Below are 23,754 nucleotides of genomic sequence, written 5' to 3'. Positions count from 1 at the left end.
GCCCATGCCGCATCTGCCATGCTATCGGTTGCCGGAAGCGCATCAGCGCTGGCGGAAAAAAGCCTGATCAAGCGGATAGAGGTCAGCCCCACGTCGCTGGATTTACCGCGGCGCGCGACATCAGCTCAAGGGGCCTGAGCGGGCGTCCTGCGCCGAAACCAGCGGCTGAACCCGCAGCGACCCGCGCAGACCGAGCGCCGAGCCGAGCAGGATTCCGGCGACCGCGACGAACGACGCAAGCGCAAGTGTCGACAGTCCCGTCAAACCCTGGCCGATCGAACAGCCATAGGCCATCGCGCCGCCCGCGCCCATCAGCGCCGCGCCGCCGATCGAGCGCAGCATGTGACGCGGCGAGGTGTAGCCCTCCAGATGAAAACGGCCGGTCGCCAGCGCCGTCGCAAGACTTCCTATTACAACGCCGGCAACCAGCGTGATCCCGAAATTCAACGTCAGCCCCGTCGACAGCATGACATATTGAACGCTGTCGGCGATCGGCGCGATGAACGTCAGCGACGTGACCGGCGTCGGGTTGAAATCGTCGGCGCCGAGATAGCCAGTGGCGAACCATCCTGCCGTGACCAGAAACCCGACCGCAAGGCCGGCCGCGATCTGGCCCCATGAGCGCTGGAACGGCGCATGGGCAAAAGCAAAGATAATCAGGGCGCCACTGATCGCGGATGCGGCCAACATCCGCGCGACGGGCTCGCTCAGCCCGAACTTCGACAGCAGCGCCGGCAACGATATCACGCCCGGTGCGACCTGCGTCCATTGCAGTACGGCGACGCGCGTCGGCGCGATCAGACCCTTCAGCGTCATCTGCGCGGCAATGCCGAGTACGATCACCACGACCAGCGAGCGCAGATTGCCACGGCCGAGCAAAACCAGCGCGCGCGAGCCACAGCCGTTCGACAGTACCATGCCGTAACCGAACAGGACGCCGCCCAGCAGCATCAACGGCGCTGAGAACGACGGCTGCAGGTAAATCGACTTGCCGAGATCGACCACGCCGCTCGCGGCCAAAAGCTGCGCGGCGGCAATCGCGACGCCCAGCGCCAGCGCGTAGCTGCGGATCAAGCGGCCGTCGCCACCGGCCCACCAGCCGCGCAGGCTGCTGAGCAGGCAAAAGCCGCTCAACAATCCGACCGCGCCATAGGCGAAGCCGATCAGGAGCCCGGAATAAACGATAATGTTCGCAGACGTCGGCACCGGCGGCCCTCTGACCGGGGAAGATTGTTCTACTGAAATGGGGATCAAGCCCCTGAACTGCCATCTAAATAGCGCTGCGCGGGGCTATTCGTCCACGGCTGGTGAAATTTAAGAACGAAGCCATCGCCCGGCGGCGCGCGCAGGGAATAAACCCTCCGCCACGGGTTGCGTTACGAGATTTTTGTTCTGGCCGGAAAATACCCCGATCGCGGCCATCCGGTTACGCGGCCCGCGCACTCATGGTCAGCAAATCGTAGCGCGCCACCGGTTCGTTGCTCTGGTTGAACACCTCGACGTCCCAACGTACCTCGCCATACTCCGGTTTACGGGCCGGCGATTTGTGTTTCACCGTCAGCCGGACGCGGATGACGTCGTCGGGCGACACCGGTTTGAGGAAGCGCAGGTTGTCCAGACCATAATTCGCCAGCAGCGGCCCCGGCGCCGGATCGACGAACAAGCCCGCGGCAAACGCCAGGATCAGGTAGCCGTGGGCGACGCGGCCCGGGAAGAACGGATTGGCTTTCGCAGCCACCTCGTCCATATGCGCATAGAACTTATCGCCGGTGAATTCGGCGAAATGCTCGATGTCGGCAAGCGTGATCCGCCGGCGTGCGGTCTCTACGGTGTCGCCGATTTCGAGGTGGTCGTAGTCGCGCCTGAACGGGTGCGTTGCCGCGATCGGCGCCGGTGCGCCCTTCATCCAGTTGCCCGTCAACGCCGACAGCCGCGCCGGCGAACCCTGCACTGCGGTGCGCTGCATGTAATGAAACACGCCGCGCAGGCCACCGAGTTCCTCGCCGCCGCCGGCGCGGCCCGGACCGCCATGCACCAGACCGGGCAATGGCGAACCATGTCCGGTGGATTCTTTAGCGCAATCGCGATCCGCGATCAGGACGCGGCCGTGATACGGCGCAATGCCGAGGATGACCGCCTCGGCGACTGCGGCGTCATAGGTGAACAGCGATGCAACCAGGCTGCCCTCGCCGCGCCTGACCAGTTCGATCGCCTGATCGAGATCGTCATAGGCTATGACCGTTGCGACCGGTCCGAACGCCTCGGTATCGTGAATGCGTTTGGAGGTCATCGGATCCGTTGCGCGCAACAGCACCGGCGAGAGGAAGGCGCCTTTCGCCGTATCGACGCCTTCGCCTGCGCATGTATCGGGATCGCCGAATACGATCTCCGCCTCGGACCGCAATTTTGCGATCTGCGCACGCACGGCGTCGCGCTGCGCGCGGCTGACCAGCGGGCCCATCGCCCTGTCCTCGGCGCGGGGATCGCCGAGCTTTATCTGCGCCAGGCTCGCCCCCAACGCTGCGATCACTGCGGCTTCCCGCGCCCGTGACACGAGTATTCGACGGATCGCGGTGCATTTCTGCCCGGCCTTCGCGGTCATCTCGCGCACAACCTCGCGGATGAACAGATCGAACTCCGGGTGCTCCGGCGTGGCGTCTGGACCGAGAATGGCGGCATTCAACGAGTCACGCTCCGCCACGAACCGGATCGAATGTCTAGCGATATTCGGATGGGCGCGCAGTTTTTCAGAAGTTTCGATCGATCCGGTAAACGAGATCACATCCTGCCCATCCAGATGATCCAGCAGATCGCCGGTCGCGCCGCAGATCAACTGCAGACTGCCCGCAGGCAGGAGGCGGGAGTCATGGATCAGCCGCGCCAGCGCCTCTGTCACGTAAGCCGTTGCGGTTGCGGGCTTGGCAATCACCGGAACGCCGGCAAGAAACGCCGGTGCGAACTTCTCCAGCAATCCCCAGCATGGAAAATTGAAGGCGTTGATATGGACCGCGACCCCGTGCAGTGGCGACAGGATATGCTGGCCAATGAAGCTGCCGCTCCTCGAAAGGCTTTCCACGTCGCCCTCGACCACGAATTTCGTATCGGGCAGGTCGCGGCGCCCGCGCGACGCATAGGCCGACAGCGTGCCGATCCCGCCGTCGATATCGATTGCGTTGTCGCCTCTGTTGGCGCCGGTGTCGCCAGCCAGCCTGAAAAGCGGTTCCTTGCGCTCGGCAAGATAAGCGGCGAGCGCGCGCAGCCTGTCCGCGCGCTGATGAAACGAGAGCTTGCGCAGCCCCGGTCCGCCGGTTTTGCGGGCGTGCCTGAGCATCGCCGCGAAATCGAGGCCCGCGCTCGAGGCGCGCGCAACGATACGGCCGTCGACCGCACTCGGAATGTCGACGAGACCGCTTGACGGCTCGACCCAGCAATCAAGCGCGAGGTTCTGCAGGATTGTCGGCATCGGTCCTCCCGATTATTGTTGCGGTATCCGGCGGGATTTGACGCATGGAGCAGCCGTTGACACCATGGCAGCTTGGTCTAATAATTAACTGACCGATCGTTCAATTCAAGAGGCTTATACCAGGAGCCCGTGAACGTCCGGAGGAAGCCTTGGATCCGATCCTGCGCGTCAGATCAGCAATTTCGTCCGACCGGCTCGCCCGCGCTTGCGCCGAGGCGATGTGGAAGGACGACGGCGCCAGTCAGGGCCTCGGTATGGAAATAATCGACGTCAAAACCGGCCAGGCGACGCTGGCAATGACCGTCAAGCCGCAAATGGTCAACGGCCACGGCATCGCGCATGGCGGCTTCATCTTCACGCTGGCAGATTCCGCGTTCGCGTTTGCCTGCAACTCGCATAACGAACGTGCCGTCGCCGCGCACGGCAACATCACCTTTATCAAACCGGGCAAACTCGGCGATCGTCTCATTGCGACCGCCCGGGAGATCTCGCGGTCCGGCCGTTCCGGCATTTACGACGTGCGTGTTACCGTCGATGCTACCGTGATTGCTGAACTGCGCGGCCACTCTCGCACCGTCGGCGGCCAGTGGATACCGCTTGCGGAAAAATGAACACTGACAGGATGATGTCGATGTCGTCGGCGGACACCCACTACAAGCTCCCAACCGGATACAAACCGGTGCTGGACGATGCCGAGAGCGCGTCGCGCGACGAAATCATCTCGTTGCAAACCAAGCGGATGGCATGGAGCTTGGCGCATGCTTACGGCAACGTCGCACATTACAGGAGAGCCTTCGACGCCAAGGGCGTGCATCCCTCCGACTTCCGGCGACTGTCCGACCTTGCCAAATTCCCGTTCACGGTGAAGGCCGACCTGCGCGACAACTACCCGTTCAACATGTTCGCTGTGCCGCGGGAACGACTGGTCCGTGTGCACGCTTCCTCCGGCACCACCGGCAAGCCCATCGTCGTCGGATACACGCAAACCGATATCGATACCTGGTCCGACGTGATGGCGCGCTCGATCCGCGCCGCCGGCGGCCGCACTGGCATGATCATGCACAACGCCTACGGCTATGGCCTCTTCACCGGCGGGCTCGGCGCGCATTACGGCGCGGAGCGGCTCGGCTGTACCGTGGTGCCGGTGTCCGGCGGCATGACCGAGCGGCAGGTACAGTTGATCAACGACTTCAAGCCCGACATTATCACGGTGACGCCGAGCTACATGCTGGCGATCCTGGACGAGTTCAAGCGGCAGGGACTGGACTCGCGCAAATCGTCGCTGAAATTCGGCATCTTCGGCGCCGAGCCCTGGACCAACGCGATGCGGGCCGAGATCGAGCAGGCGTTCGACATGGACGCTACCGACATCTACGGACTGTCCGAAGTGATCGGGCCCGGCGTCGCGCAGGAATGCGTCGAGACCAAGGACGGCCTGCATGTCTGGGAAGACCATTTCTACCCCGAGGTGGTCGATCCCGAAACCGGCGCGGTACTGCCCGATGGCGAAAAGGGCGAACTGGTTTTCACTTCGCTGACCAAGCAGGCGTTTCCAATCATCCGTTATCGCACCCGCGACCTGACACGGCTGCTGCCGGGCACCGCGCGGCCGGGCATGCGCCGCATGGAGAAGGTTACCGGGCGTTCCGACGACATGATCATCCTGCGCGGGGTCAATGTTTTTCCCACCCAAATCGAGGAAGCGCTGCTCGCCACCGACTGGTGCGGCGGACATTTCATCATCGAACTCACGCGCGAAGGACGCATGGACGAGATGACGGTGCTGGCCGAAGCGCGGCCGGAAAGCTGGGACGGCAGCGGCCTTGCCGTCCAGGCCGGGAAGGTCTCCGCCTTCATCAAGAATACCATCGGCATCAGCGCGCAGATCAGGGCCGTGGCACCTGAAACGCTGGAGCGTTCGCTCGGCAAGGCCAAGCGCGTCGTCGACAAGCGGCCGAAGACATGACCATCAGCCGACAACGGAGCGGACAGAAGCCATGACCGAGACGCCCTCACGCCGTGATGTCCTGATCAGTTCGATTGCCGCTGCCGCCGGCGCGACGATGCCGTCGCTTGGGCAGGTGAGGTTCGCAATGGCGCAATCGATCCCGTCCTCTGCCGCCGAGATCGTCGCAGCCATACGCGCCAGGAAAATGACGGCGACCAGCGCCGTGAAAGCCGCGATCGAACGTGCCGAGCAATTGCAGGACCTTAATGCATTCATCTTCCTCAACAAGGACGGAGCGCTGGCAGCGGCGGCGCAGATCGACGAAGGCGGTAAAACCGGCCCCCTTGCGGGTCTGCCCATCGTGATCAAGGACAATATCAATACCGCGGATATGCCGACATCCGGCGGCACGCCGGCGCTGCAGAACGCGCAGCCGGCGCGCAACGCGCCGTCGATGGAAAGGCTCTTCAAGGCCGGTGCCGTGATCATCGGCAAGACCAACATGCATGAACTGGCGTTCGGGATCACCAGCACCAACCTGTCATCGTTTGCCGGTCCGGTGAGAAATCCCTATGACAGAACCCGGATTCCAGGCGGCTCATCCGGCGGGACGGCGGCGGCGATCGCCGCCGGCATCGTCAGCTGCGGGCTGGGAAGCGATACCGGAGGCTCCACACGCATTCCCGCAGCCCTCACCGGCACCGTCGGATTGCGGCCATCGGTTGGCAACGGCGGCAGGGAGCGGCGCTACAACGATGCCGACATGGTGGTCCCGATTAGCCATACCCGCGACACCGTCGGTCCGATGGGACGCACGGTGGCCGACGTTGCGCTGCTGGATTCCGTGATCACCGGCACCCGAATGGCCGCGGCGGAGCCCTTGCGCGGCAAACGGCTGGGAATCCCGGCTTCGTTCTGGAGCGGACTCGACCGCGACGTGGAAGCCCTGACGAAAGCCGCGCGCGCAAAACTAGCAGAGGCCGGCGTCGTGCTCGTTGACGTGGATGTTGCCGGATTATTCGAACAAAACGCGAAGGTATCGTTCCCGGTTGCGCTGCATGAGCCGATCGCCGACATTCCCGCCTATCTCAGGGCGTCGCAAATCGACGGCATCACGCTTGCCGATATCGCTGCCAAAATCGCGAGCCCGGACGTCAAGGGCGCGTTCGGCGCAATCATGGCCGACGCCTTCGGCGCGGCCTATCAGGATGCGATTTCAGTGCAGCGTCCGGCGTTGCAGAAGATCTACGAAGCCTATTTCCGGGACAATAACCTGGACGGCATTTTATTTCCGACCACGATCGCACCGGCACCTCCGGTCGACACGGTAAAGGGATCGGGTGAAATGTCGGTCAATGGCGGCGCGCCGGTGCCGACCTTCGACACCCTGATCCGCAACACCGATCCCGGCAGCAACGCCGGCATTCCCGGCCTGTCGTTATTTGCCGGCATGACACCGGATGGCCTGCCGGTCGGGCTCGAGATCGACGGTCCGGTCGGCAGCGACGCAAAGCTGCTCGGACTCGGGCTTTCGATCGAAGCAATATTGGGCTCGGCGCCACCGCCGAAGATTTAGAGCCGTCATTTCCGGACGCGAGCGACGCGAGCGAGCCCGGAATCCATAACCACCGCCGTGAGTATGGATTCCGGGCCTGCGCCAAGAGGCGCACCCGGACTAACGAAAGTTAACGGTCAGATATGATCATAATCGACCACGACCTTGTCGGAAGTCGGCCGTGCCTGGCAAGTCAGAACGAAGCCGGCGACGAGCTCCCAGGGCTCCAGCGAATAGTTCAACTCCATCCGCGCGTCGCCTTCGACCAGCTTGGCGCGGCAGGTTGAACACATGCCGCCCTTGCAGGCGAACGGCAAATCCATGCCTGCGCGCAAGGCGGCATCGAGGATCGATTCGTTCTCGGCCACCGGCACGTCGCGGCGCTTGCCGTCGATGATCAATGACGCAATTGCTTTTGGCGTCGCCGTGGTCGGCACGATCGTTTTCGGGCGCGGCTTGCCGCCGAATTCCGATACGAAGCGCTCGACATGGATACGATCAGCCGGAATACCCATATCCCGGCAAATCGCCTCGATGTCCTCGCTCATACCAACCGGACCGCAGAGGAAGACATGATCGATGCTGGATGCGGGGACCAGCGAGCGCAGCAGCACCCTCACTTTTTCGCCATCGAGGCGGCCATGCAAGATCGGGATGTCCTGCTCTTCCCCCGAGATCACATGAAAGACCGACAGCCGCTGCATGAAGCGGTCCTTCAGCTCCTCCAGCGCCTCGCGAAACAGCATCCCGCCGCTGGCGCGGTTGCCGTAAAACAGAAAGAAGCGGCTGTCCGGTTCGCGCGCCAGCACGCCCTTTGCAATGGACAAAATCGGCGTGATGCCGGAACCGGCGGCGAAGCCGACATGCACCCGGGCTTCGTCCGGCGTATATGCGATGCCGAAGCGGCCGGCCGGCGTCATCACGTCAAGCTCGTCGCCTGTTTTCAGTTCTTCCGCAGCCCAGCTCGAGAATGCGCCGCCATCCACCTTTTTCACGGCAATACGCAGTTCGCCGTCGTCGGGACCGGAACAGATCGAATAGGAACGTCGTACTTCCTCCCCTTCCATCGTCGTGCGCAACGTCAGATATTGTCCGGGCGCAAAGCTGTACTCCGCCGTCAGTTCCTGGGGAACGGCAAATGTCAGCGATATGGCGTCCGGCGATTCCCGCCGCAGATCGCGCACGGCCAGGCGGTGGAAGCGCGGAACTACCGACATTTCAATGGCACTTGAAATAGTCGAACGGCTCGCGGCAGCTCCTGCAGCGCCATAGCGCCTTGCAGGAAGTCGAGCCGAATTCGGAAAGCACCTCGGTATCGCCGCAGCCGCACTGCGGACATGCCACCTCAAGCTCGCCAAACAGCGCGCGACGGCCGCTTCCGGCCTGCGGCGGCGCGATGCCGTACGCCTTGAGCTTGCGGCGGCCGTCGTCGCTCATCCAGTCGGTAGTCCAGGCCGGTGACAGCACGGTGCGAACCTTCGAATGCTTGAAGCCCTCGCGTTCCAGCGCCAGTTCGATTTCCAGCGTGATCATGTTCATTGCCGGGCAGCCCGAATAAGTCGGTGTGATCGCGACCTCGACGCAGCCATTGTTTATCGCGACGCCGCGCAACACGCCGAGGTCAGCGATGGTGAGAGCCGGAATCTCAGGATCAACGACTTCCGCCGCGGCGTCCCAGGCGCGCTGCCGCAAATCGGCGTCATTGCGAACGGCCGTCACCATGTCGCACCTGGAAACGTCCGCTGCATCGACTGCAATTCGCTGAGCAGATGACCGAGATGCTCGCTGTGACGGCCGCTGCGGCCGCCCTGCTGCATCCAACCGTTTGCGGGCAGAGCCAGCGTCGATTCGTTCAAAACGGCCGAAACGGTTTTGGACCACTGCGGCCGCAGCGTCGCCGGATCGATGGCGATGCCGGCATCGATCAAGTCGCGCTCGCTGTCATCGACCTCGAACATTTCCCCGGTATACGCCCACAGATTCTCGACCGCGATTTGCACGCGGCGGTGGCTCTCGTCGGTGCCGTCGCCGAGCCGCACCATCCATTCCGACGAATGCCTGAGGTGATAGGCGCTTTCCTTTTCGGATTTCGCCGCGATCGCAGCCAGCATTGCGTCGCGCGAGTTCATCATCGCGCGCCAGTATATGTCGGCAAAGGCCGCGTAGAAAAACTGGCGCGCCATGGTGTGGGCGAAGTCGCCGTTCGGCTGCTCCAGCAGCAGCAGATTGCGATATTGCCTGACATCGCGCAGATAGGCGAATTTGTCCTCGTCGTTGCCGTTGCCTTCGACCCGTGCCGCATACGAATAAAGCTCGCGCGCCTGTCCAAGCAGATCGAGGCCCATATTGGCCAGTGCCATGTCCTCTTCCATCATCGGCGCGTGGCCGCACCACTCCGACAACCGATGCCCCAGGATCAGCGCATCATCGGCGCGGCGCAGCGTGTACAGCACCAGCGACGTTTCAAAAACCTGGATCGATGCTGTCGCCATCACATGTGCCCGACTTCGTCCGGCACGTCGTAGAAGGTCGGATGCCGGTAGATCTTGGATTCCGCCGGCTCGAACATCATACCTTTCTCGGAAGGATCGGACGCGGTGATGGCGCCGGATGGCACCACCCAGATCGAAAGCCCCTCGCCGCGTCGCGTGTAGATGTCGCGCGCGGCCTGCAATGCGAGCGTCGCGTCGGTGGCGTGCAGCGAACCGACGTGCTTGTGGGCAAGGCCGTTGCGGCTACGGATAAAAACTTCCCACAGCGGAATGTTCGGTGTGGCCATCAGATTCTCCATCATCTCCGCTGTGCTCGCAATGACCGGCGTTATGCCGCCGCCTTCCGGCTCCGGCGCTTCTCCGCATAAGCTAATGCGGCCTGCCGCACCCATGCGCCTTCGTCATGCGCCTTACGCCGCGCCGCGAGCCGCTCGCGGTTGCAGGGGCCGTTGCCTGCGAGTACCTGATTGAACTCTTCCCAGTCGATCGGGCTGTATTCCCAGTTGCCTGCCGTATTCTGCTTCATGCCGGGATCGGGAATCGTCAGGCCGAGATATTGCGCCTGCGGCACCGTGGCATCGACAAACTTCTGGCGCAGTTCATCGTTGGAAAAGCGCTTGATCTTCCATTTGGTCGAAGTATCGCTGTGCTGGCTCGCCCTGTCCGGCGGACCGAACATCATCAACACCGGCCACCACCAGCGGTCCAGCGCGCTTTGCGCCATCGCCTTCTGCTCTTCGGAGCCGCGCGCCAATGTCAGCATGATTTCGAAACCCTGACGCTGGTGGAAGGATTCCTCCTTGCAGACGCGGATCATGGCGCGGGCATAGGGACCGTAGGAACATCGGCACAGCGGAATCTGGTTCATGATGGCGGCGCCGTCGACCAGCCATCCAATCGCGCCAATGTCCGCCCACGTCAGCGTCGGATAATTGAAGATGGAGGAATACCTGGATTTTCCGGCGAGCATCAGGTCCACCATTTCCTCGCGCGAGGTGCCCAGCGTTTCCGCAGCGGCGTAGAGGTAAAGACCATGGCCGCATTCGTCCTGCACCTTGGCCAGAAGCGCCGCCTTGCGGCGCAGCGACGGCGCGCGGGTAATCCAGTTGCCTTCGGGCAGCATGCCGACGATTTCGGAATGCGCGTGCTGGGAAATCTGCCGCGTGAGAGTCTTGCGATAGGCTACCGGCATCCAGTCGTTCGGCTCGATGCGGTCATCGGCGTCGATGCGCGCCTGAAACTGTGCGGCGCGCGCGGCGTCTTCAACGTTGCGGTCTTCGCCGTCCGACGTGTTGAGCGCTTGCGTGTACATGGTGGACCTCCATGGAGACGACGCTTAATGTATAACAAAATTATATATATGCAAGCTATTCTTGTAACATATGGCCTAACCCTGAAACCGGCAACGAAGCTCCTCCCCGGCCGACGGCAAAGGGCCGGCTTCGTTGGAGCCATTTTGGTCGAGCCATCGCTCCGATGGATCGAGTAATCCCTGAAACACCTCGCCACAAAGCTGGCGGGCTGTCCGGCCGGGCCAGTCCAGGGGTAACAGCGCGGACGGCAGCAGCGGATCGCGCAACACCACCCGGCGGTAATGGTGGATCAGCAGGATGCGAGCGGTGAATGCGTCGGCATCGGACAGATGCTCCCGGCGGCGGATCCAGCCGCGCAGCGGTTCAAACGTTTTCATGAATTTCAGATAAGCATCGGCGGTACGATCCAAAGGCCAGCTCTCGCCGAGCAAGCGCCGGCCACTGTCGTCCTCGGCCGACACTTCGAGCCGGATCGCGCCCGCGGCCTGTTCGGGTACCGGGACCCCCGATGGAGCGATCCACACGCCCGGCAAGGGACTGCCGAAACCGGCCTGTTTCAGCGTTTCGCGGGAGGCATCGCGGTCGGCCGGGTTCGAGATCAACAGCAGTTCGAACCGCCCTGTCCATTTCGCAGGCTGCGGATGATAGATATGCTTTGCTGCCGTATCGAACGTCTGCCAGCCTTTTTGCGCCAAGCGGTAGAAACTGTGGCGACCGACCTTGTTGCGCTCGAGCCAGCCGTCGGCGGCAAGCCGCGACATCGCGGTGCGCACCACGCCGCTGTCGATGTCGACGGTCCTGAAAAAATCCAGCAACGTACCCAACCAGACCGAACCGCCGCGCGGCATGATCGCGTCGCCGAACACCGTGATGACGATGGACCCGGTGCGCGACGGTTCGCGTTTGAGCTGGTCGACGATGCGTCCGAGCGGCTGCGGCATGGTCAAAGGCATACGTGTTTTTCATGGTCGAACCAATGGCAGGATAATAATTGACCAGTTGGACGGTCAATGCGAGGGTGCCGGATGGCGCGTACGCGGGCGAATGATTACGACAAGAAGCGGCAAGGCATTCTTGCCCGCTCTGCGATGCTGTTCGCCGAGCACGGCTTCACCGGCACGTCGATCACCATGATCGCCGAAGCCTGCGGCGTCTCAAAGGCGCTGATGTATCACTATTACAGCTCCAAGGACGCGGTGCTGTTCGACCTGCTGGAAGACCACCTGCGGAATCTGCTTGCCGTCGTCGAGGCCGCGGCCCGATCCGTCGGCGACGATGAGGCGAAGCTGTTTTCGATTTCGGCGGCACTGCTGGAAGCCTACCGCGGCGCCGACGCCGAACATCAGGTGCAGATTTCAAGCCTGAAATTGCTGCCGCCGGCGCAGCAGGAAATCCTGAAGGAGATGGAGCGCAGGCTGGTCGTCATCGTATCCGACGCGATTGCGGCCGCCGTCCCTCACGCTGCAAGGAAGCCGCATTTGCTGAAGCCGCTGACCATGTCGTTGTTCGGGATGTTGAACTGGCACTATCTTTGGTTTCGCGAAGGCAAAGGCATCACACGTGAAAAATACGCGCGGATGGCGACGAGTCTGATCCTCGCAGGCGCCGAGGATGCAATATCAGCCGCCGAAGAACCCGTCGCGTTGACCCAGCCAGAACGATCGATTGCGAAAAAGAAAATGCACGCGACTTAGCCATTCCTCATGCCAGGCCTTGCGCTCGGCATTCACGTCTTGCTCGTTTGGTCGCTTCTAAGACCAAATGGCCGGGACAAGCCCGGCCATAACGGAAATCAGCGCTTAGCGGTTCGGATCCGGATACACAAAGCTGCGCCAGCTGCCGCGGTCGAACGGTTTCCACGCGCCTTCAGGCTGTGCGAGGCGATCGGCGACCGCATAGACGACGGCGGGGTGATGACCCATTCCGCAATGGCTGCTTTCCACTTCGATGCTTTCGGAGGTTGCGGAGGATTTCTCCATGCAGCCTTGCCACGCGCATATGCCATCGGTCCGGCTGAAAATCGCGGTGGTCGGTACCGGCGGCGTCTGCTCCAGCGCGCCGCCGAACCGGCCGTCATCCTCGTCTGCGCGGCGGCCGCTGGCCATCTCGTAGACGCGCCAGGCGTTGGTCGCCTTGGGGCTTCCGGCGAACGGGCTGCCGAGCGTGATCACCGAGCGTACATGGTCGGGCATCAGCTTCGCCAGTTGGCGTGCATAGAGGCCGCCGAGGCTCCATCCGACCAGGCTGATCTTGCGGCCGTGAGTGTCGCTGAGTTCGTGCACCAGATCCTGCATCGCGTTCTGTACGCCTTCGCGCAGGCCCATATTGCGGCCCTGACCCCAGCCGCTCACGGCATAGCCTCGGCCTTTGAGAAAACTGCGCAGCGGGCGGGTCGACGTGTCCGAGGCCACAAGGCCGGGCAACACCAGCACCGGATGTCCGTCGCCTTTCGGTGCGAGGCTGAGCAGCGGCAGCGCCCCGAGAAACGCGCCAAGTTCGTGAATGGCGCGCGCTTCCATGAACATCAGGGTTTTGGACGGCGGCTGTAGGGTCTGGGCGGCAATGGACATCGGTTTTCCTTTTTAAAGCCGGCCCCTTGATTTGCGGCAGCCGGTCGAATCGACCAATATGAATACGCAAATCCCGAACATTCGTTCCGCAATGCAACAAAGTTCTCAGCAAGCTGCGGCGGCTGATTCCTTCATTGAAGCGTGGGCCTAGGCGCGGGACAATAGGTCCAAAGCTTAATAAGCCAGCCGTGGTTTATAGTCACAGCAGACGCAGCAGAACTTCGACGCTGTACAGCGCAAGACCTGCAAGGCCGCCGATCAGCGAGCCGTTGAAGCGGATGTATTGCAGGTCTTTGCCGATGTTGATTTCGATCAGCGAAATCAGCTGCCCCATGTCCCACGCCTTGACCTGATCGGAGATGAAGCTGGAAACGCCGCTCTTCTGGTCGGCGATGAAGCTTCGCAGCATGGCGACGATGCCTTGATTGATTTCGGCGCGCATCTCCGGATCGCTCGCGAGCGCCCCGCCGGCTTCCATGAAAATCCTGGAAAGGTGGTGCTGCAGCACGTGGGTTTCGCCGGCCGCACTTCGCTCGATGAACGATTGCATGTTCGACCAGATATTCCGGGTGAGATCGCCGAGCTCGGGCCGCGCCAATAAATCGCGTTTCAAGGCGTCGATGCGCTCGGCATAGGACGGATCACCGGACAGCCGCTCGACGAATGTCAACATCATGCGATCGAACTCGCCACGAAACGGATGCTGCGCATCGTTACGGACGTCGTCGAAAAACGCGGTTGCGGATGCGACGATTTTTTTCACCAGGAATGCATCGGCGCGATAAAGCTTGAGCAGCGTCGGCAACTCATCGCGAATCTTTGCGCGGATCGCGGTCATCGTATCCGGCTGTGTCAGCGCGCCATGAACCGCGCGCAGCAGATCGTCGAGCAGGCCCTGGTGCCGGCCTTCTCCGATAAAGGCGCGCAACGTCCCGGCCGCGAGCGGCGCGAGGTTGATCGATTGCAACTGCGTCATCACGCGGCGGGTGATGAAGGTCTTCAATCCCGACGTCTCGGACGCCGAGATCGCCTCCGGCAAAAGCCGCAGCAGGAACCGCGCGAGATCCTCGCTGCGCTTGCGGTCGCCCAGCCAGTCCGCAACGAACGACGCGAAATCGACCTGGCGCAGCTTGGCTTCGACGGGTGCGGCTTCCAGGAAATGCACCTCGATAAATTCGCCGAGCTTGTCGGCGATGCGATGCTGATTGGCCTGGATGATCGCGGTATGGGGGATCGGCAATCCAAGCGGCCTGCGGAACAGCGCCACCACGGCGTACCAGTCCGCAAGGCCGCCGATCGTCGCGGCTTCCGCGAAGGCGGCGACGAAGCCGAACAGGGGATGCAGATGTAACAACGCTTTGGCGGCGACGAACAGCGCCAGCGTACTCGCAAGCACCAGCGTCGCCAATGCCTTGACGCGGCGCAGCTCGGCCGCGCGCCCCGCGTCGGCGAGAGAGGCGAAGGAAGCTGTGACGGTGGCAGACATGGAGGCTTTCGAATGCATCAGGTCTGTACATAGGCGCTGCACGCGCTGCCGTCATCCTGAGGAGGGCGCTTGCGCGCGTCTCGAAGGATGGCTACGAGCGCTCGCGGCCCATCCTTCGCGCTCGCCGTAAGAAACGGCGAGCACGAAGGATGACGGCTGCGACTGTTCGGCGGACAAAAGAAGGCCCGCCTGAGCGGGCCTTCGACGTCCATCCAACCCAACGCGATGGATCAGGCGGTCTTACTGTAGACCTTGGCGAAGTTGTCCTGCGCGGTCTTGGCGCCGTCGGCGACGAGCCTGCCGAAATACTCGGCGGTGGACTTCGCCCGCGAGACGAGCAGTTCGCCGCGCGCGCGGACCATATCGGACTGGATCTGGATCGCTTCGTTGAGCGACGTGGCGGAAGCGAGCTTGTCGATGCCCGAGAAAAACATCTCGGCGTCATGATACAGCGCCTGCTGAATATTGCGGCTGATCTTGACGGCTTCGCTTACCGAACCGGCAACGGCGGTTTCGATCACTGCGGTCACCTTCTCGGAACCTGCGTGAATGTCGGCAGCGCGCATCTTTGCGGTTTCGGCCTGCTTCTTCACGAACTCGCGGGCGGCTTCGGAAACTTCCATGTTCTGGATGTTCTTGAACGCATCGGTAACGGGCGCGAAGGCCTGCTTGACGGTATCGTAGGCGGAATTGGTCTCGGTGGTCATAAGGTTCTCCATCCTCAGGTTTGAGCTATGGGCTCACCCCGTCCGGCTTTGGCCCGGGGCGTTCTCTTTATGGCATGTTAACTTGTGCACTGCAATATTGTTGCTGCGTTGCGATATCACAAATCCGTGATATGCTCATTACAGAGGCAGCAACTGGCCGAAAACAGGGCTCAGTGCTGAACGGCGCCCGGCAAGCCGTAAGCCTCCATCTGGGCCCGTACCTGCGCCACATTATGCCCCAGCACGACGATGTCGTGCTTGCGGCCGTCGATGTCGCGCACATGGTCACGCAGCAGCGCTTCGGCCTTGAAACCAAGGCTTTCGAACAGCGCGATGGCGCCCTGCTGGTCGACGGTCATCTGCACCGAGAGTTTTTCGAGCCCGGCGCCGAGCGCCACCGCAAACGTCTCCTGCGACAATGCACGGCCGACGCCCTGACCGCGGACGTCCGATGAAACGACCATGCGGATTTCGCCGACATGGGGCGACCATGAATGCGGATCGCGCACCAGGGTGCCGCAGCCGACCACCTTGCCATGCTTGATGGCAAGCAGGCTGGTGATTGCGCCGCGCTCGATCTCCTTGACCCACGCCGACAGCACCTTCGGCTCGCTGATGTTGCGCGGCAGGAACAACAGATCGTGCGGCGGCAGCTTTTGCGCGAAGTCCAGAACCGCCGGTTCGTCCGCGGCCGACATCAGCCGGAATTCGATATCGCCCGCATCGGTTTTCACATGGCGGGGGTAGCAACGGGTCTCACTGCTCATGTCGATCTCTCACCTAACCACGAATCCAGTTTCGGCCACAGCCGTTTTATTGCATTGGCGCCGGCCACGAGGCTGACGTGTCCGCCTTTCATCATCACCTCTTCCTTGTCCGTCGAAGCAACCCTCGGAATGAGGTGCCTGGCCGCGTCATAGGGCACGATGTGATCGTGCTCGGCCACCGCGTGCAGGATCGGCACCTTGATCCTGGAGATGTCCGCCGGCCTGCCGCCGACCGACATGGTGCCGTCGTACAGCTTGTTGTCCCACATCAGGTCCTTGGTGATGGCCCGGAAGTATTCTCCCGCCAGCGGCAGCGTATCGTTGGCCCAGCGGTCGAACATCCGATAGGATTTCACGAATTCGTCGTTCCAGATGTTCTCCCAGAGCTGCACCTGGCCCATCACCTTCGCGGACGGCCTGAGCATGTCGAAGGAGGCGAGAATCATTTCCGGCGGTACGTTGCCGACGCTGTCCACCAGTTTGTCGACGTCGAAGTAGCGGCGATCGGAGAAATTCTGGAACAGCTTCATCTCGCGGAAATCGATCGGCGTGGTGAAGCAGACCAGGTTCTTCATCGGCCCCTCGGGAAAGATCGAGCCGTAGAGCAGCGACAGCACGCCGCCGAAGCAGTAGCCGACCACGGTGACGTCGGTCTCGCCGGAATCCTGCTGCACGCGGCGGATGCAGTCCGGAATGAAGTCGAGGACGTAATCCTCCATCCTCAGGCTTTTTTCTTCCGGCTTGGGCGCGGTCCAGTCCAGCATGTAGACGTCATATCCGCGTTTCAACAGGAACTCGATAAAGCTCTGGCCCGGCACCATGTCGAGGATGTAGCCGCGGTTGGTGGTCGCCATCACGATCAGGATCGGCACCCGGTAGATCTCGTCCGCGAGCGGCCGGTAGTGATAGAGATTCATCGTCCCACGCGTATGCAGGATGTCTTTCGGGGTCGATCCCAGCGCCGGGCCGGACGACGCGATATATTCCACCCCCTTAATGCTGCGCTGGATCGCGCGCTGCACCTCGGTCTGGATCCGCTCGGGGATGGAGGTCAGATCAAGACCGGACGGCGCGTTCATTTCCGCTCTCCGCTTGCGGAAGGCGGACGCTTGGTGCGCGGGGGTTTCGGTGCTGCGGCATAGCCGCCCGCCGGTGCGCCGGAATTATGATGCACCTGATGCAGCAGCGCCCTGATCTCGTTCAACTGCCCTTCGATCGATTGCAGCCGTTCGCCCATGCTGATCATCTGAGCGCGGCTCGGCAGATTCATGCTGACGAGGTATTTCTCCATCAGCTCGCCGAGTTGCTTTTGCGCGCCAGCGCCGACGCTGCCGACCTGGTTCATCACCTTGGAAAATTCCGGCGACGTCATCGCCTGACTGGCGAAGGAGTTGAATCCCTTCTCCATCTCGCCGATCATGTTCTGCCACATCGCGACGGGGTCGTTGCTTTTGTCCGCCATTTGCGCCCTCCGGAAATGATGACGAGTTACTTGATCTTGCGCGTATTGTGGCCGCAAGACCGGCATGCACTTCTGCGGAATACGCGCCTGCCCCGTTCTTTGCCCCATACCACACTGTTGCGCCCGGCCGGTCAACATTGCAGCGTCGATTTGCCGGCGTTTGCCGCCTCGCTTGGCCCGCAAAACCGTGTCATAGGTTCCTCATCGCAATACCGTTGAAGGACCAGCCGTGACCCCAATTCCGCAGCAGCCGCCGCAAATGGCCAGAACCAACGGCATCGACCTTTGCTACGAAATTTTCGGCAGGGATGATGCCGAACCCATGCTGCTGATCATGGGACTTGGCGCCCAGATGATCCTGTGGGACGACGAATTCTGCCAGCAGCTCGCCGCGCGCGGATTTCGCGTGGTGCGCTTCGACAACCGCGACATCGGAAAATCCAGCAAGCTGACCGGCGGCAAGCCGTTGAAGCCGCTCGAATTGCTGAAGTTGCGGTTCCTGAAGATCCCGGTCGAAGCCCCCTACCGGCTGCGCGACATGGCCGCGGATACGGTCGGCCTGATGGATGCGCTCGGCATCACGTCGGCGCATCTGGTCGGTGCGTCGATGGGCGGCATGATCGCCCAGGAAATCGCGATCGCATTTCCGCAGCGGGTGCGTTCGCTCACCTCGATCATGTCGACCACGGGCAACCCGAAAGTGCCGCCGCCGACGCGCGAGGCCGGCGCGATGCTGATGGCGCCGCCGCCCACCACCAAGGAAGAATTCCTCACGCGCTTTGCGCAGACCTGGAAAGTCCTGCGCGTCGGCAGTTTTCCCCTTGATGAAGCCAAGGACCGCGAACGCGCCGAACGCGTCTTTGCACGCGGGCTCAATCCGGCCGGAGTCGGACGGCAACTGCGTGCGATCCTCGCCTCCGGCAGCCGCAAGGAGCGGCTGCGCGCGGTGAAGGCGCCGACCCTGGTGATCCACGGCACCGTCGATCCGCTGGTGCGCCCGGAAGGCGGCAAGGACACCGCCGCATCGATCCCCGGCGCCAGGCTGATGATGGTCGAGGGCATGGGCCACGCCATTCCGATCCCGATGTGGCCGCAGATCATCGACGCGATCGACCGGCACGCGCACGGCGCAAAGGCGCAGCAGTAGGGTGATGCTGGCCCCTCGGTCCCAGCGCTGCGCGTCCGGACACTGAAGGCCGTCATTGCCGGCCTTGTGCCGGCAGCGCATTCTACGTCATGGCCGGGCTCGTCCCGGCCATCCACGTCTTTGCTCCACATCGGAAAGAAAGACGTGGATGCCCGGCACAAGGCCGGGCATGACGGCGTGCTGGTGTCGCAGCGCTGCGTAGCGCCGCATCACGCCGGGACAACGAGAGGCCGTCATTGCCGGGCTTGAGCAATCCATCCTGCGAAGACGGGCGTAGACGCGCTTATGAAATCGGGGCCCGCGACACCGGGATTATCCCCCCGCCCAGACATCGAGTACGTAGCGATTGCGCGTGCCCAGTTCGTCGATCCAGCGCGCCGCGGCAGCCTGGTCGCCGCCGGTGCGTTCGCGATGGATCGACATCAATGCGGCATTGACGTCCGGCTCCATCTTGCCGCCGTCGCCGCAGACGTAAATGATCGCGCCCTGCTCGATCAGGCTCCAGACCTTGTCCTTCTGCGCGCCGACTACATGCTGCACATACATCTTCGGCCCGTCGCCGCGCGAGAACGCGACGTGCAATTCGGCGACGCCGGCGGCCGCGAACGCCTTGAGTTCGTCGGCATAGAGAAAATCCTGCTCGGGATGACGGCAGCCGAAAAACAGCATCGCCGGACCGAGCGCCGCCCCCTCGGCCTTCCGAGCGCCGCGCTCCTGCAGAAAACCGCGGAACGGCGCCAGGCCGGTGCCGGGCCCGATCATGATGATCGGCACCGTCGAATCGCCGGGAAGCCGGAAGCCGGCCTTGGTTTCGCGCACGGTGGCGTGGATGGTGTCGCCGGGTCGGCGGCCGGCAAGGTAATTCGAGCAGATGCCCTTATAGATTCCACGTCCCGAACTTGCCGGTGCTTCCACGACGCCGATAGTGACGCTGCAACGCGCGGCACCGCCGGCCGGCGAGGACGAGATCGAATAATAGCGCGGCGCCAGCAGCGACAGCATCTCGAGATAGGCATGGAACGGCAATTCGCAGGCCGGATGTTCTTCCAGCAGATCGTAGACCGAGCGGCGCCTGCTCAGTATTTCGGAGCGGTAGCGCTCGGCCGATTCCGCGTCCTCGCCGACATAGGCCAGCAGTTTCGGCCTGGTCACCGGACAGCGGGTATGCTCCGACAGGATCTGGATTTGCTTGCGGGTCGCGACCTGCTGCAGTTCCACAAATTCGGTGAGCAGCCGTCCGACCGATACCGCCTCGCCGACCGGCAACTGCGCGCGGCGTCCTTCCGCGACCTGCAGGCGGACCTGATCGGCGGGCAGAAAACCGAAACGGCGGGCGACGGCATCGACCAGCACCGGATCGTTGCGCGGCACGACGCTGAGATGGTCGCCGACCCGGTAGCTCAGATTTTGCGGCAGTTGCACTTCGATATGCCGGGTCGAACGATCAGACGCATGGGCGCCGGTCTTGTTCTGCAATTCGCGGTTGACCAGCACCTTCATCGGCGACGCGCCGCCCAGCGCCACCACGGCGTTCACGGTGGTCGGCGCCACCGGTTCGATCTGGTACAGCGGTTCATCGTTGGCGCTGCGCGCAAGCCCGGTGTCGACGCCGAATTCCTTCACCGCCGCCGGAGCGGCCTTGGCGAACCAGCTTTCGAACTGGCCATCGAGATCGCTGCGAGCGTCACCCTCGCCGCGCGCATAGACGCTTTTCGCGCCGTGCGCGGCCAGTTGTTCGTCGATCAGCCGCGGGATCGATTGGTAGGTCGCGGCCCAGTCGCTGTTGCCGCAGCCGAACACCGCATAGCGAACCCTGGCGAATGCATCCTTCGGCAGACCTTCGCTGAGCCATTTGACGAACCGCGCGGCATTATCCGGCGCGGCGCCGTTATAGGACGCGCAGAAGATCAGCACGCCGCCCTGCTCCGGCAGCTTGCCGACATAATCGTCGAGCGGCGCAAGCCTGGTGGCAAAGCCGTTGACCTCGGCAAGGTCGGCGACGCGGGTGGCGAGTTCTTCGGCGCTGCCGAGATTGGAGCCGTAGAGCACCAACAGCGGCGTGTTGTGCCCGGGACGCGTACGCGCGGCGGGCCGCGCCGCCGTTGATGCGGCGGCGGTGGTCGTGGTGCGGCCGGCAAACGCGCCGCGTTCCTTGTCGCTGCGCAGGCGCACCTTGATCTTGAAACCATCGGGCTTGATGGTCAGCGTCTCCTTCAGATGCATCTGGTAGCGCTGATGGTCGATCAGCTTGAAGCGCTGCAGGATCATGCCGATCGCAAGGGCCGCCTCGTGCATCGCAAAACCGCGGCCGATGCAGGCGCGCTGGCCGTTGCCGAACGGCTTCCAGGCATTGACCGGGCGCGCGGCCTCGGCCTCCCGGCTGAAATTCTCCGGATCGAACGCATCCGGGTTCGGCCCCCATACCGAGGGGTCGCGGTGCAGCGCCAGCACCAGCACCGTGACGAAGGTGTTCTTCTTCAGCTTGTACTTGCCGCCGATCACCTCGTCCTTCAGCGGCGCGATGCCGTAGGCCGGCGCCGGCGGCCACAGCCGCAGCGCTTCCTTCAGGATCTGCGTGATGTAGGTGAGCTGGGTGACCTGCTGATAGGTCGGCTTGGCGCCGGTGTCCGGGCCGAGCACGCGGTCGACCTCCTCATACGCCTTCTTCAGCACGTCGGGATGCTTGAGCAGCGCATACAGCGTGCAGGACAACAGCCCGCTGGTGGTCTCATGGCCTGCGATCAGGAACGTGTTGATCTGGTAGCGGATGTTGACGTCGTCGAGCTGGGTGCCGGTGGCGCGGTCGACGCCGGTCATCATGGCGCCGAGCATGTCCTTCCTGCCCTCGGCGGCCTCGGCGTTCTTGCGTCGCTCGGCCACGATCTCGTCGACCATCTTGTTCATGAAGGCGACGTCGCCGGCCAGCGTCCGCCGGCGCTTCTGCAGCCACAGGCCCTCCAGCGGAATTCCGCGCGTCATCATGATGGTCTCGAGCGAACGCACCAGCGATTCCACGAACGGATGATAGTCTTCGCGGTAAAACGAGTTGAAGCGATAATCGAACCCGCACAGCCCGATGGTGTCCAGCGTCAGCGCGGTCATGTCGTGGACGACGTCGATCTCGTCGTCGGCGTTCAGCCGGCCCCACTTCTCCACCAGCTGCTCGGCGATATCGAGCATGCTCGGATGATAGGACTGCATCGCGCGGTTGCCGAACGGCGTCATCAGGATGTTGTGCGCCTTGCTCCAGTTCAGCTCGCTGGTATCGGCGGTGAACAGTCCATCGCCGCCGACCGCCCGCACCCGCCGCAGCGCGCCGCGCACCGCCTTGTCGAAGCGTTTCTCGTCGCTGAGCTCATCGACCAGATCGTGGCCGGACACGATCACCAGCGGCGCGCCCATCATGTCGAGCCAGAAGATCGGTCCGAGTTCCTTGGCCAGCCGCGCCAGATGCTGCACCGGCGCGGTCGAATCCAGCGACAGCATGTTGCCGACCACCGGCTGCTTCGGCGGATGCGGGATCGGGCTCAGCTTGTTGACGGACGCCATGAAATGCTGGTCTCCCTGATGTGCCGAGGCACCTTCCGGTAAATCGTCATGCCCGGGACAGGCCCCCACCGGATTCACACATTTCGTCATACGCGGGCCTGACCCGCGTATCCATCACTTCGGAAGACCCTTTTAAAAGATGGATTGCCGGGTCAAGCCCGGCAAGGACGATAAGATGTGTGCATCCAGTAGGGACAGGCCCGGCCATGACGGAATCTTACCCAAACCGTTTCTTACGCCATTCGATCAGCTTGGCGCTCACCTCGTCCGGCTTTTCCTGCTGCGTCCAATGGCCGCTGTCGCGGACCAGGTATTTTTCCAGGTCGGGAACGATCTTCTCCATGCCGTCGGCGGCGGACGGCGGCAGCACCGCGTCGTTCTCGGCCATGATCATCAGCGACGGCACCCGGACGGTGTGATCGAGCCCGGCCGAATTGCGCCAGTTGCGCGACATGTTGCGGTACCAGTTGATGCCGCCGGTAAATCCGGTCCGGGTGAAGGTATCGACGAATACCTTCTTTTCCTCGCCCGACAGGATCGGCGTACGTGGATCGTATTTCACGTCGTAAGCCGCGATCATCTGCGGAAACGCCAGATTGGTCTTGGCGGAGGCGCCGACGCCGGCGGTCGGCGGCCCGGCGGGGGTGTCGTCCTTGCGCGGCATCGGTTTGCGCATGAAAGCGTCGAACGTCTGCTCGACGCGGCCGCCGAAGATTTTGTCGGGTTCGCGGGCCGGATCCTGGAACTGCACGATGTACATGCTGTCGCCGAATCGCTTGCGGAACAGTTCGATCGGATCCGCCGGTGCGCGATCGCTATGCGGCGTGTTGATGCCGACGACGCCGGCGACGCGATCGATATGCCGAAGCGGCATCTGCCAAACGATAAAGCCGCCCCAGTCGTGGCCGACGAAAATGGCCTTGTCGATCTTGAGATGATCGAGCAGGCCGACCATGTCGCCGGTGAGATGCTCGATGTCGTAGTCCTCGACCGCCTCGGGTCGCTCGGTGGAACCATAGCCGCGCTGGTCCGGCGCGATCACCCGGATGCCGGCTTGGCTGAGCGCCCTGATCTGGTGCCGCCACGAAAACGCCAGTTCCGGCCAGCCATGGCACAGGATCAGCGGCGGCGTATCGGTTGTCGGGCCGGCCTCGTAGTAGCCCATGCGAATGCCGTTCACTTGCGCGAACTGCAGCGGCGGCATTTCGATCATGACATACCCTCCAGGTCGTCCCCGCGCAGGCGGGGACCCATAGCCTCCGCTGCCAGCGATGTGGAAGCGGCCCACAACATCG

The 23,754-nt window shown here is 62.9% G+C and carries 21 protein-coding genes; 5 read left to right on the top strand and 16 right to left on the bottom strand.

Annotated features, from left to right (window positions below):
* Positions 1-120: 120 nt before the first annotated feature.
* Positions 121-1,206: a YeeE/YedE family protein gene (locus ACFE72_RS05215; RefSeq protein WP_375411993.1), complete on the bottom strand. Its 1,086-nt coding sequence runs from the start codon at positions 1,204-1,206 to the stop codon at positions 121-123.
* A 220-nt stretch (positions 1,207-1,426) separates the two neighbouring features.
* Positions 1,427-3,463: a phenylacetic acid degradation bifunctional protein PaaZ gene (gene paaZ, locus ACFE72_RS05210; RefSeq protein ID WP_375411992.1), complete on the bottom strand. Its 2,037-nt coding sequence runs from the start codon at positions 3,461-3,463 to the stop codon at positions 1,427-1,429.
* A gap of 161 nt (positions 3,464-3,624) precedes the next feature.
* Here paaZ and paaI point away from each other — a divergent pair, with 161 nt between their 5' ends.
* The 3 genes from paaI to iaaH are packed head-to-tail and all read left to right on the top strand — an operon-like array spanning position 3,625 to position 6,987.
* Positions 3,625-4,074 (top strand): hydroxyphenylacetyl-CoA thioesterase PaaI, encoded by a 450-nt coding sequence (paaI, locus tag ACFE72_RS05205; protein WP_375412050.1) that lies wholly within the window; start codon positions 3,625-3,627, stop codon positions 4,072-4,074.
* A 20-nt stretch (positions 4,075-4,094) separates the two neighbouring features.
* Positions 4,095-5,429, top strand: coding sequence for a phenylacetate--CoA ligase PaaK (gene paaK, locus ACFE72_RS05200; RefSeq protein WP_375411991.1), 1,335 nt, complete (start codon positions 4,095-4,097; stop codon positions 5,427-5,429).
* A gap of 31 nt (positions 5,430-5,460) precedes the next feature.
* Complete coding sequence (iaaH, locus tag ACFE72_RS05195) at positions 5,461-6,987, top strand: indoleacetamide hydrolase (RefSeq protein WP_375411990.1); 1,527 nt, start codon at positions 5,461-5,463, stop codon at positions 6,985-6,987.
* Between the two features lie 116 nt (positions 6,988-7,103).
* Here iaaH and paaE read toward each other — a convergent pair whose 3' ends face one another.
* From paaE to paaX, 6 genes are all read right to left on the bottom strand, one after another.
* The gene (gene paaE / locus ACFE72_RS05190; RefSeq protein ID WP_375411989.1) at positions 7,104-8,183 is read right to left on the bottom strand and encodes a 1,2-phenylacetyl-CoA epoxidase subunit PaaE; all 1,080 of its coding nucleotides are present in this window, start codon (positions 8,181-8,183) and stop codon (positions 7,104-7,106) included.
* Between the two features lies 1 nt (position 8,184).
* Positions 8,185-8,688 carry a 1,2-phenylacetyl-CoA epoxidase subunit PaaD gene (gene paaD / locus ACFE72_RS05185; protein WP_375411988.1) on the bottom strand — a complete coding sequence of 168 codons (504 nt, stop codon included), beginning with the start codon at positions 8,686-8,688 and terminating at the stop codon, positions 8,185-8,187.
* Positions 8,682-9,458, bottom strand: coding sequence for a 1,2-phenylacetyl-CoA epoxidase subunit PaaC (gene paaC / locus ACFE72_RS05180; protein ID WP_375411987.1), 777 nt, complete (start codon positions 9,456-9,458; stop codon positions 8,682-8,684). Before paaC ends, paaD begins: the two co-directional genes overlap by 7 nt.
* Positions 9,458-9,745, bottom strand: a complete 288-nt coding sequence (paaB, locus tag ACFE72_RS05175; protein ID WP_375411986.1) for a 1,2-phenylacetyl-CoA epoxidase subunit PaaB — start codon at positions 9,743-9,745, stop codon at positions 9,458-9,460. Before paaB ends, paaC begins: the two co-directional genes overlap by 1 nt.
* A 41-nt stretch (positions 9,746-9,786) precedes the next feature.
* The gene (gene paaA, locus ACFE72_RS05170) at positions 9,787-10,770 is read right to left on the bottom strand and encodes a 1,2-phenylacetyl-CoA epoxidase subunit PaaA (RefSeq protein ID WP_375411985.1); all 984 of its coding nucleotides are present in this window, start codon (positions 10,768-10,770) and stop codon (positions 9,787-9,789) included.
* A gap of 75 nt (positions 10,771-10,845) precedes the next feature.
* Entirely contained in the window at positions 10,846-11,712 is an 867-nt protein-coding gene (gene paaX, locus ACFE72_RS05165; RefSeq protein ID WP_375412049.1) for a phenylacetic acid degradation operon negative regulatory protein PaaX, read from the bottom strand.
* Positions 11,713-11,796: 84 nt separating this feature from the next.
* On the opposite strand from paaX, the gene ACFE72_RS05160 reads away from it, so the two are divergent.
* The gene (locus ACFE72_RS05160; RefSeq protein WP_375411984.1) at positions 11,797-12,465 is read left to right on the top strand and encodes a TetR family transcriptional regulator; all 669 of its coding nucleotides are present in this window, start codon (positions 11,797-11,799) and stop codon (positions 12,463-12,465) included.
* A gap of 105 nt (positions 12,466-12,570) precedes the next feature.
* Here ACFE72_RS05160 and ACFE72_RS05155 read toward each other — a convergent pair whose 3' ends face one another.
* From ACFE72_RS05155 to ACFE72_RS05130, 6 genes are all read right to left on the bottom strand, one after another.
* Positions 12,571-13,341, bottom strand: a complete 771-nt coding sequence (locus ACFE72_RS05155) for an esterase/lipase family protein (RefSeq protein ID WP_375411983.1) — start codon at positions 13,339-13,341, stop codon at positions 12,571-12,573.
* A gap of 199 nt (positions 13,342-13,540) precedes the next feature.
* Positions 13,541-14,827, bottom strand: a complete 1,287-nt coding sequence (locus tag ACFE72_RS05150) for a DUF445 domain-containing protein (protein ID WP_375411982.1) — start codon at positions 14,825-14,827, stop codon at positions 13,541-13,543.
* A gap of 230 nt (positions 14,828-15,057) precedes the next feature.
* Entirely contained in the window at positions 15,058-15,534 is a 477-nt protein-coding gene (locus ACFE72_RS05145) for a phasin family protein (RefSeq protein WP_375411981.1), read from the bottom strand.
* Between the two features lie 170 nt (positions 15,535-15,704).
* Positions 15,705-16,301 (bottom strand): GNAT family N-acetyltransferase, encoded by a 597-nt coding sequence (locus tag ACFE72_RS05140; protein WP_375411980.1) that lies wholly within the window; start codon positions 16,299-16,301, stop codon positions 15,705-15,707.
* On the bottom strand, positions 16,298-17,380 hold the full coding sequence (locus tag ACFE72_RS05135; protein WP_375411979.1) for an alpha/beta fold hydrolase: 1,083 nt from the start codon (positions 17,378-17,380) through the stop codon (positions 16,298-16,300). The genes ACFE72_RS05140 and ACFE72_RS05135 overlap by 4 nt, the downstream gene beginning before the upstream one ends.
* Positions 17,377-17,763, bottom strand: coding sequence for a hypothetical protein (locus ACFE72_RS05130; protein WP_375411978.1), 387 nt, complete (start codon positions 17,761-17,763; stop codon positions 17,377-17,379). Before ACFE72_RS05130 ends, ACFE72_RS05135 begins: the two co-directional genes overlap by 4 nt.
* A 259-nt stretch (positions 17,764-18,022) precedes the next feature.
* On the opposite strand from ACFE72_RS05130, the gene ACFE72_RS05125 reads away from it, so the two are divergent.
* The gene (locus tag ACFE72_RS05125; RefSeq protein ID WP_375411977.1) at positions 18,023-18,910 is read left to right on the top strand and encodes an alpha/beta fold hydrolase; all 888 of its coding nucleotides are present in this window, start codon (positions 18,023-18,025) and stop codon (positions 18,908-18,910) included.
* A gap of 312 nt (positions 18,911-19,222) precedes the next feature.
* On the opposite strand, the gene ACFE72_RS05120 is transcribed toward ACFE72_RS05125, so the two are convergent.
* Positions 19,223-22,459, bottom strand: a complete 3,237-nt coding sequence (locus ACFE72_RS05120) for a bifunctional cytochrome P450/NADPH--P450 reductase (protein WP_375411976.1) — start codon at positions 22,457-22,459, stop codon at positions 19,223-19,225.
* A 217-nt stretch (positions 22,460-22,676) separates the two neighbouring features.
* Entirely contained in the window at positions 22,677-23,672 is a 996-nt protein-coding gene (locus ACFE72_RS05115) for an alpha/beta fold hydrolase (RefSeq protein ID WP_375411975.1), read from the bottom strand.
* Positions 23,673-23,754: the final 82 nt, after the last annotated feature.

It is taken from the genome of uncultured Bradyrhizobium sp., assembly GCF_964252615.1.
Classification (GTDB): domain Bacteria; phylum Pseudomonadota; class Alphaproteobacteria; order Rhizobiales; family Xanthobacteraceae; genus Bradyrhizobium.
Note: the sequence above shows the minus strand (reverse complement) of the source record. Positions and strands in the feature narration are given on the sequence as shown.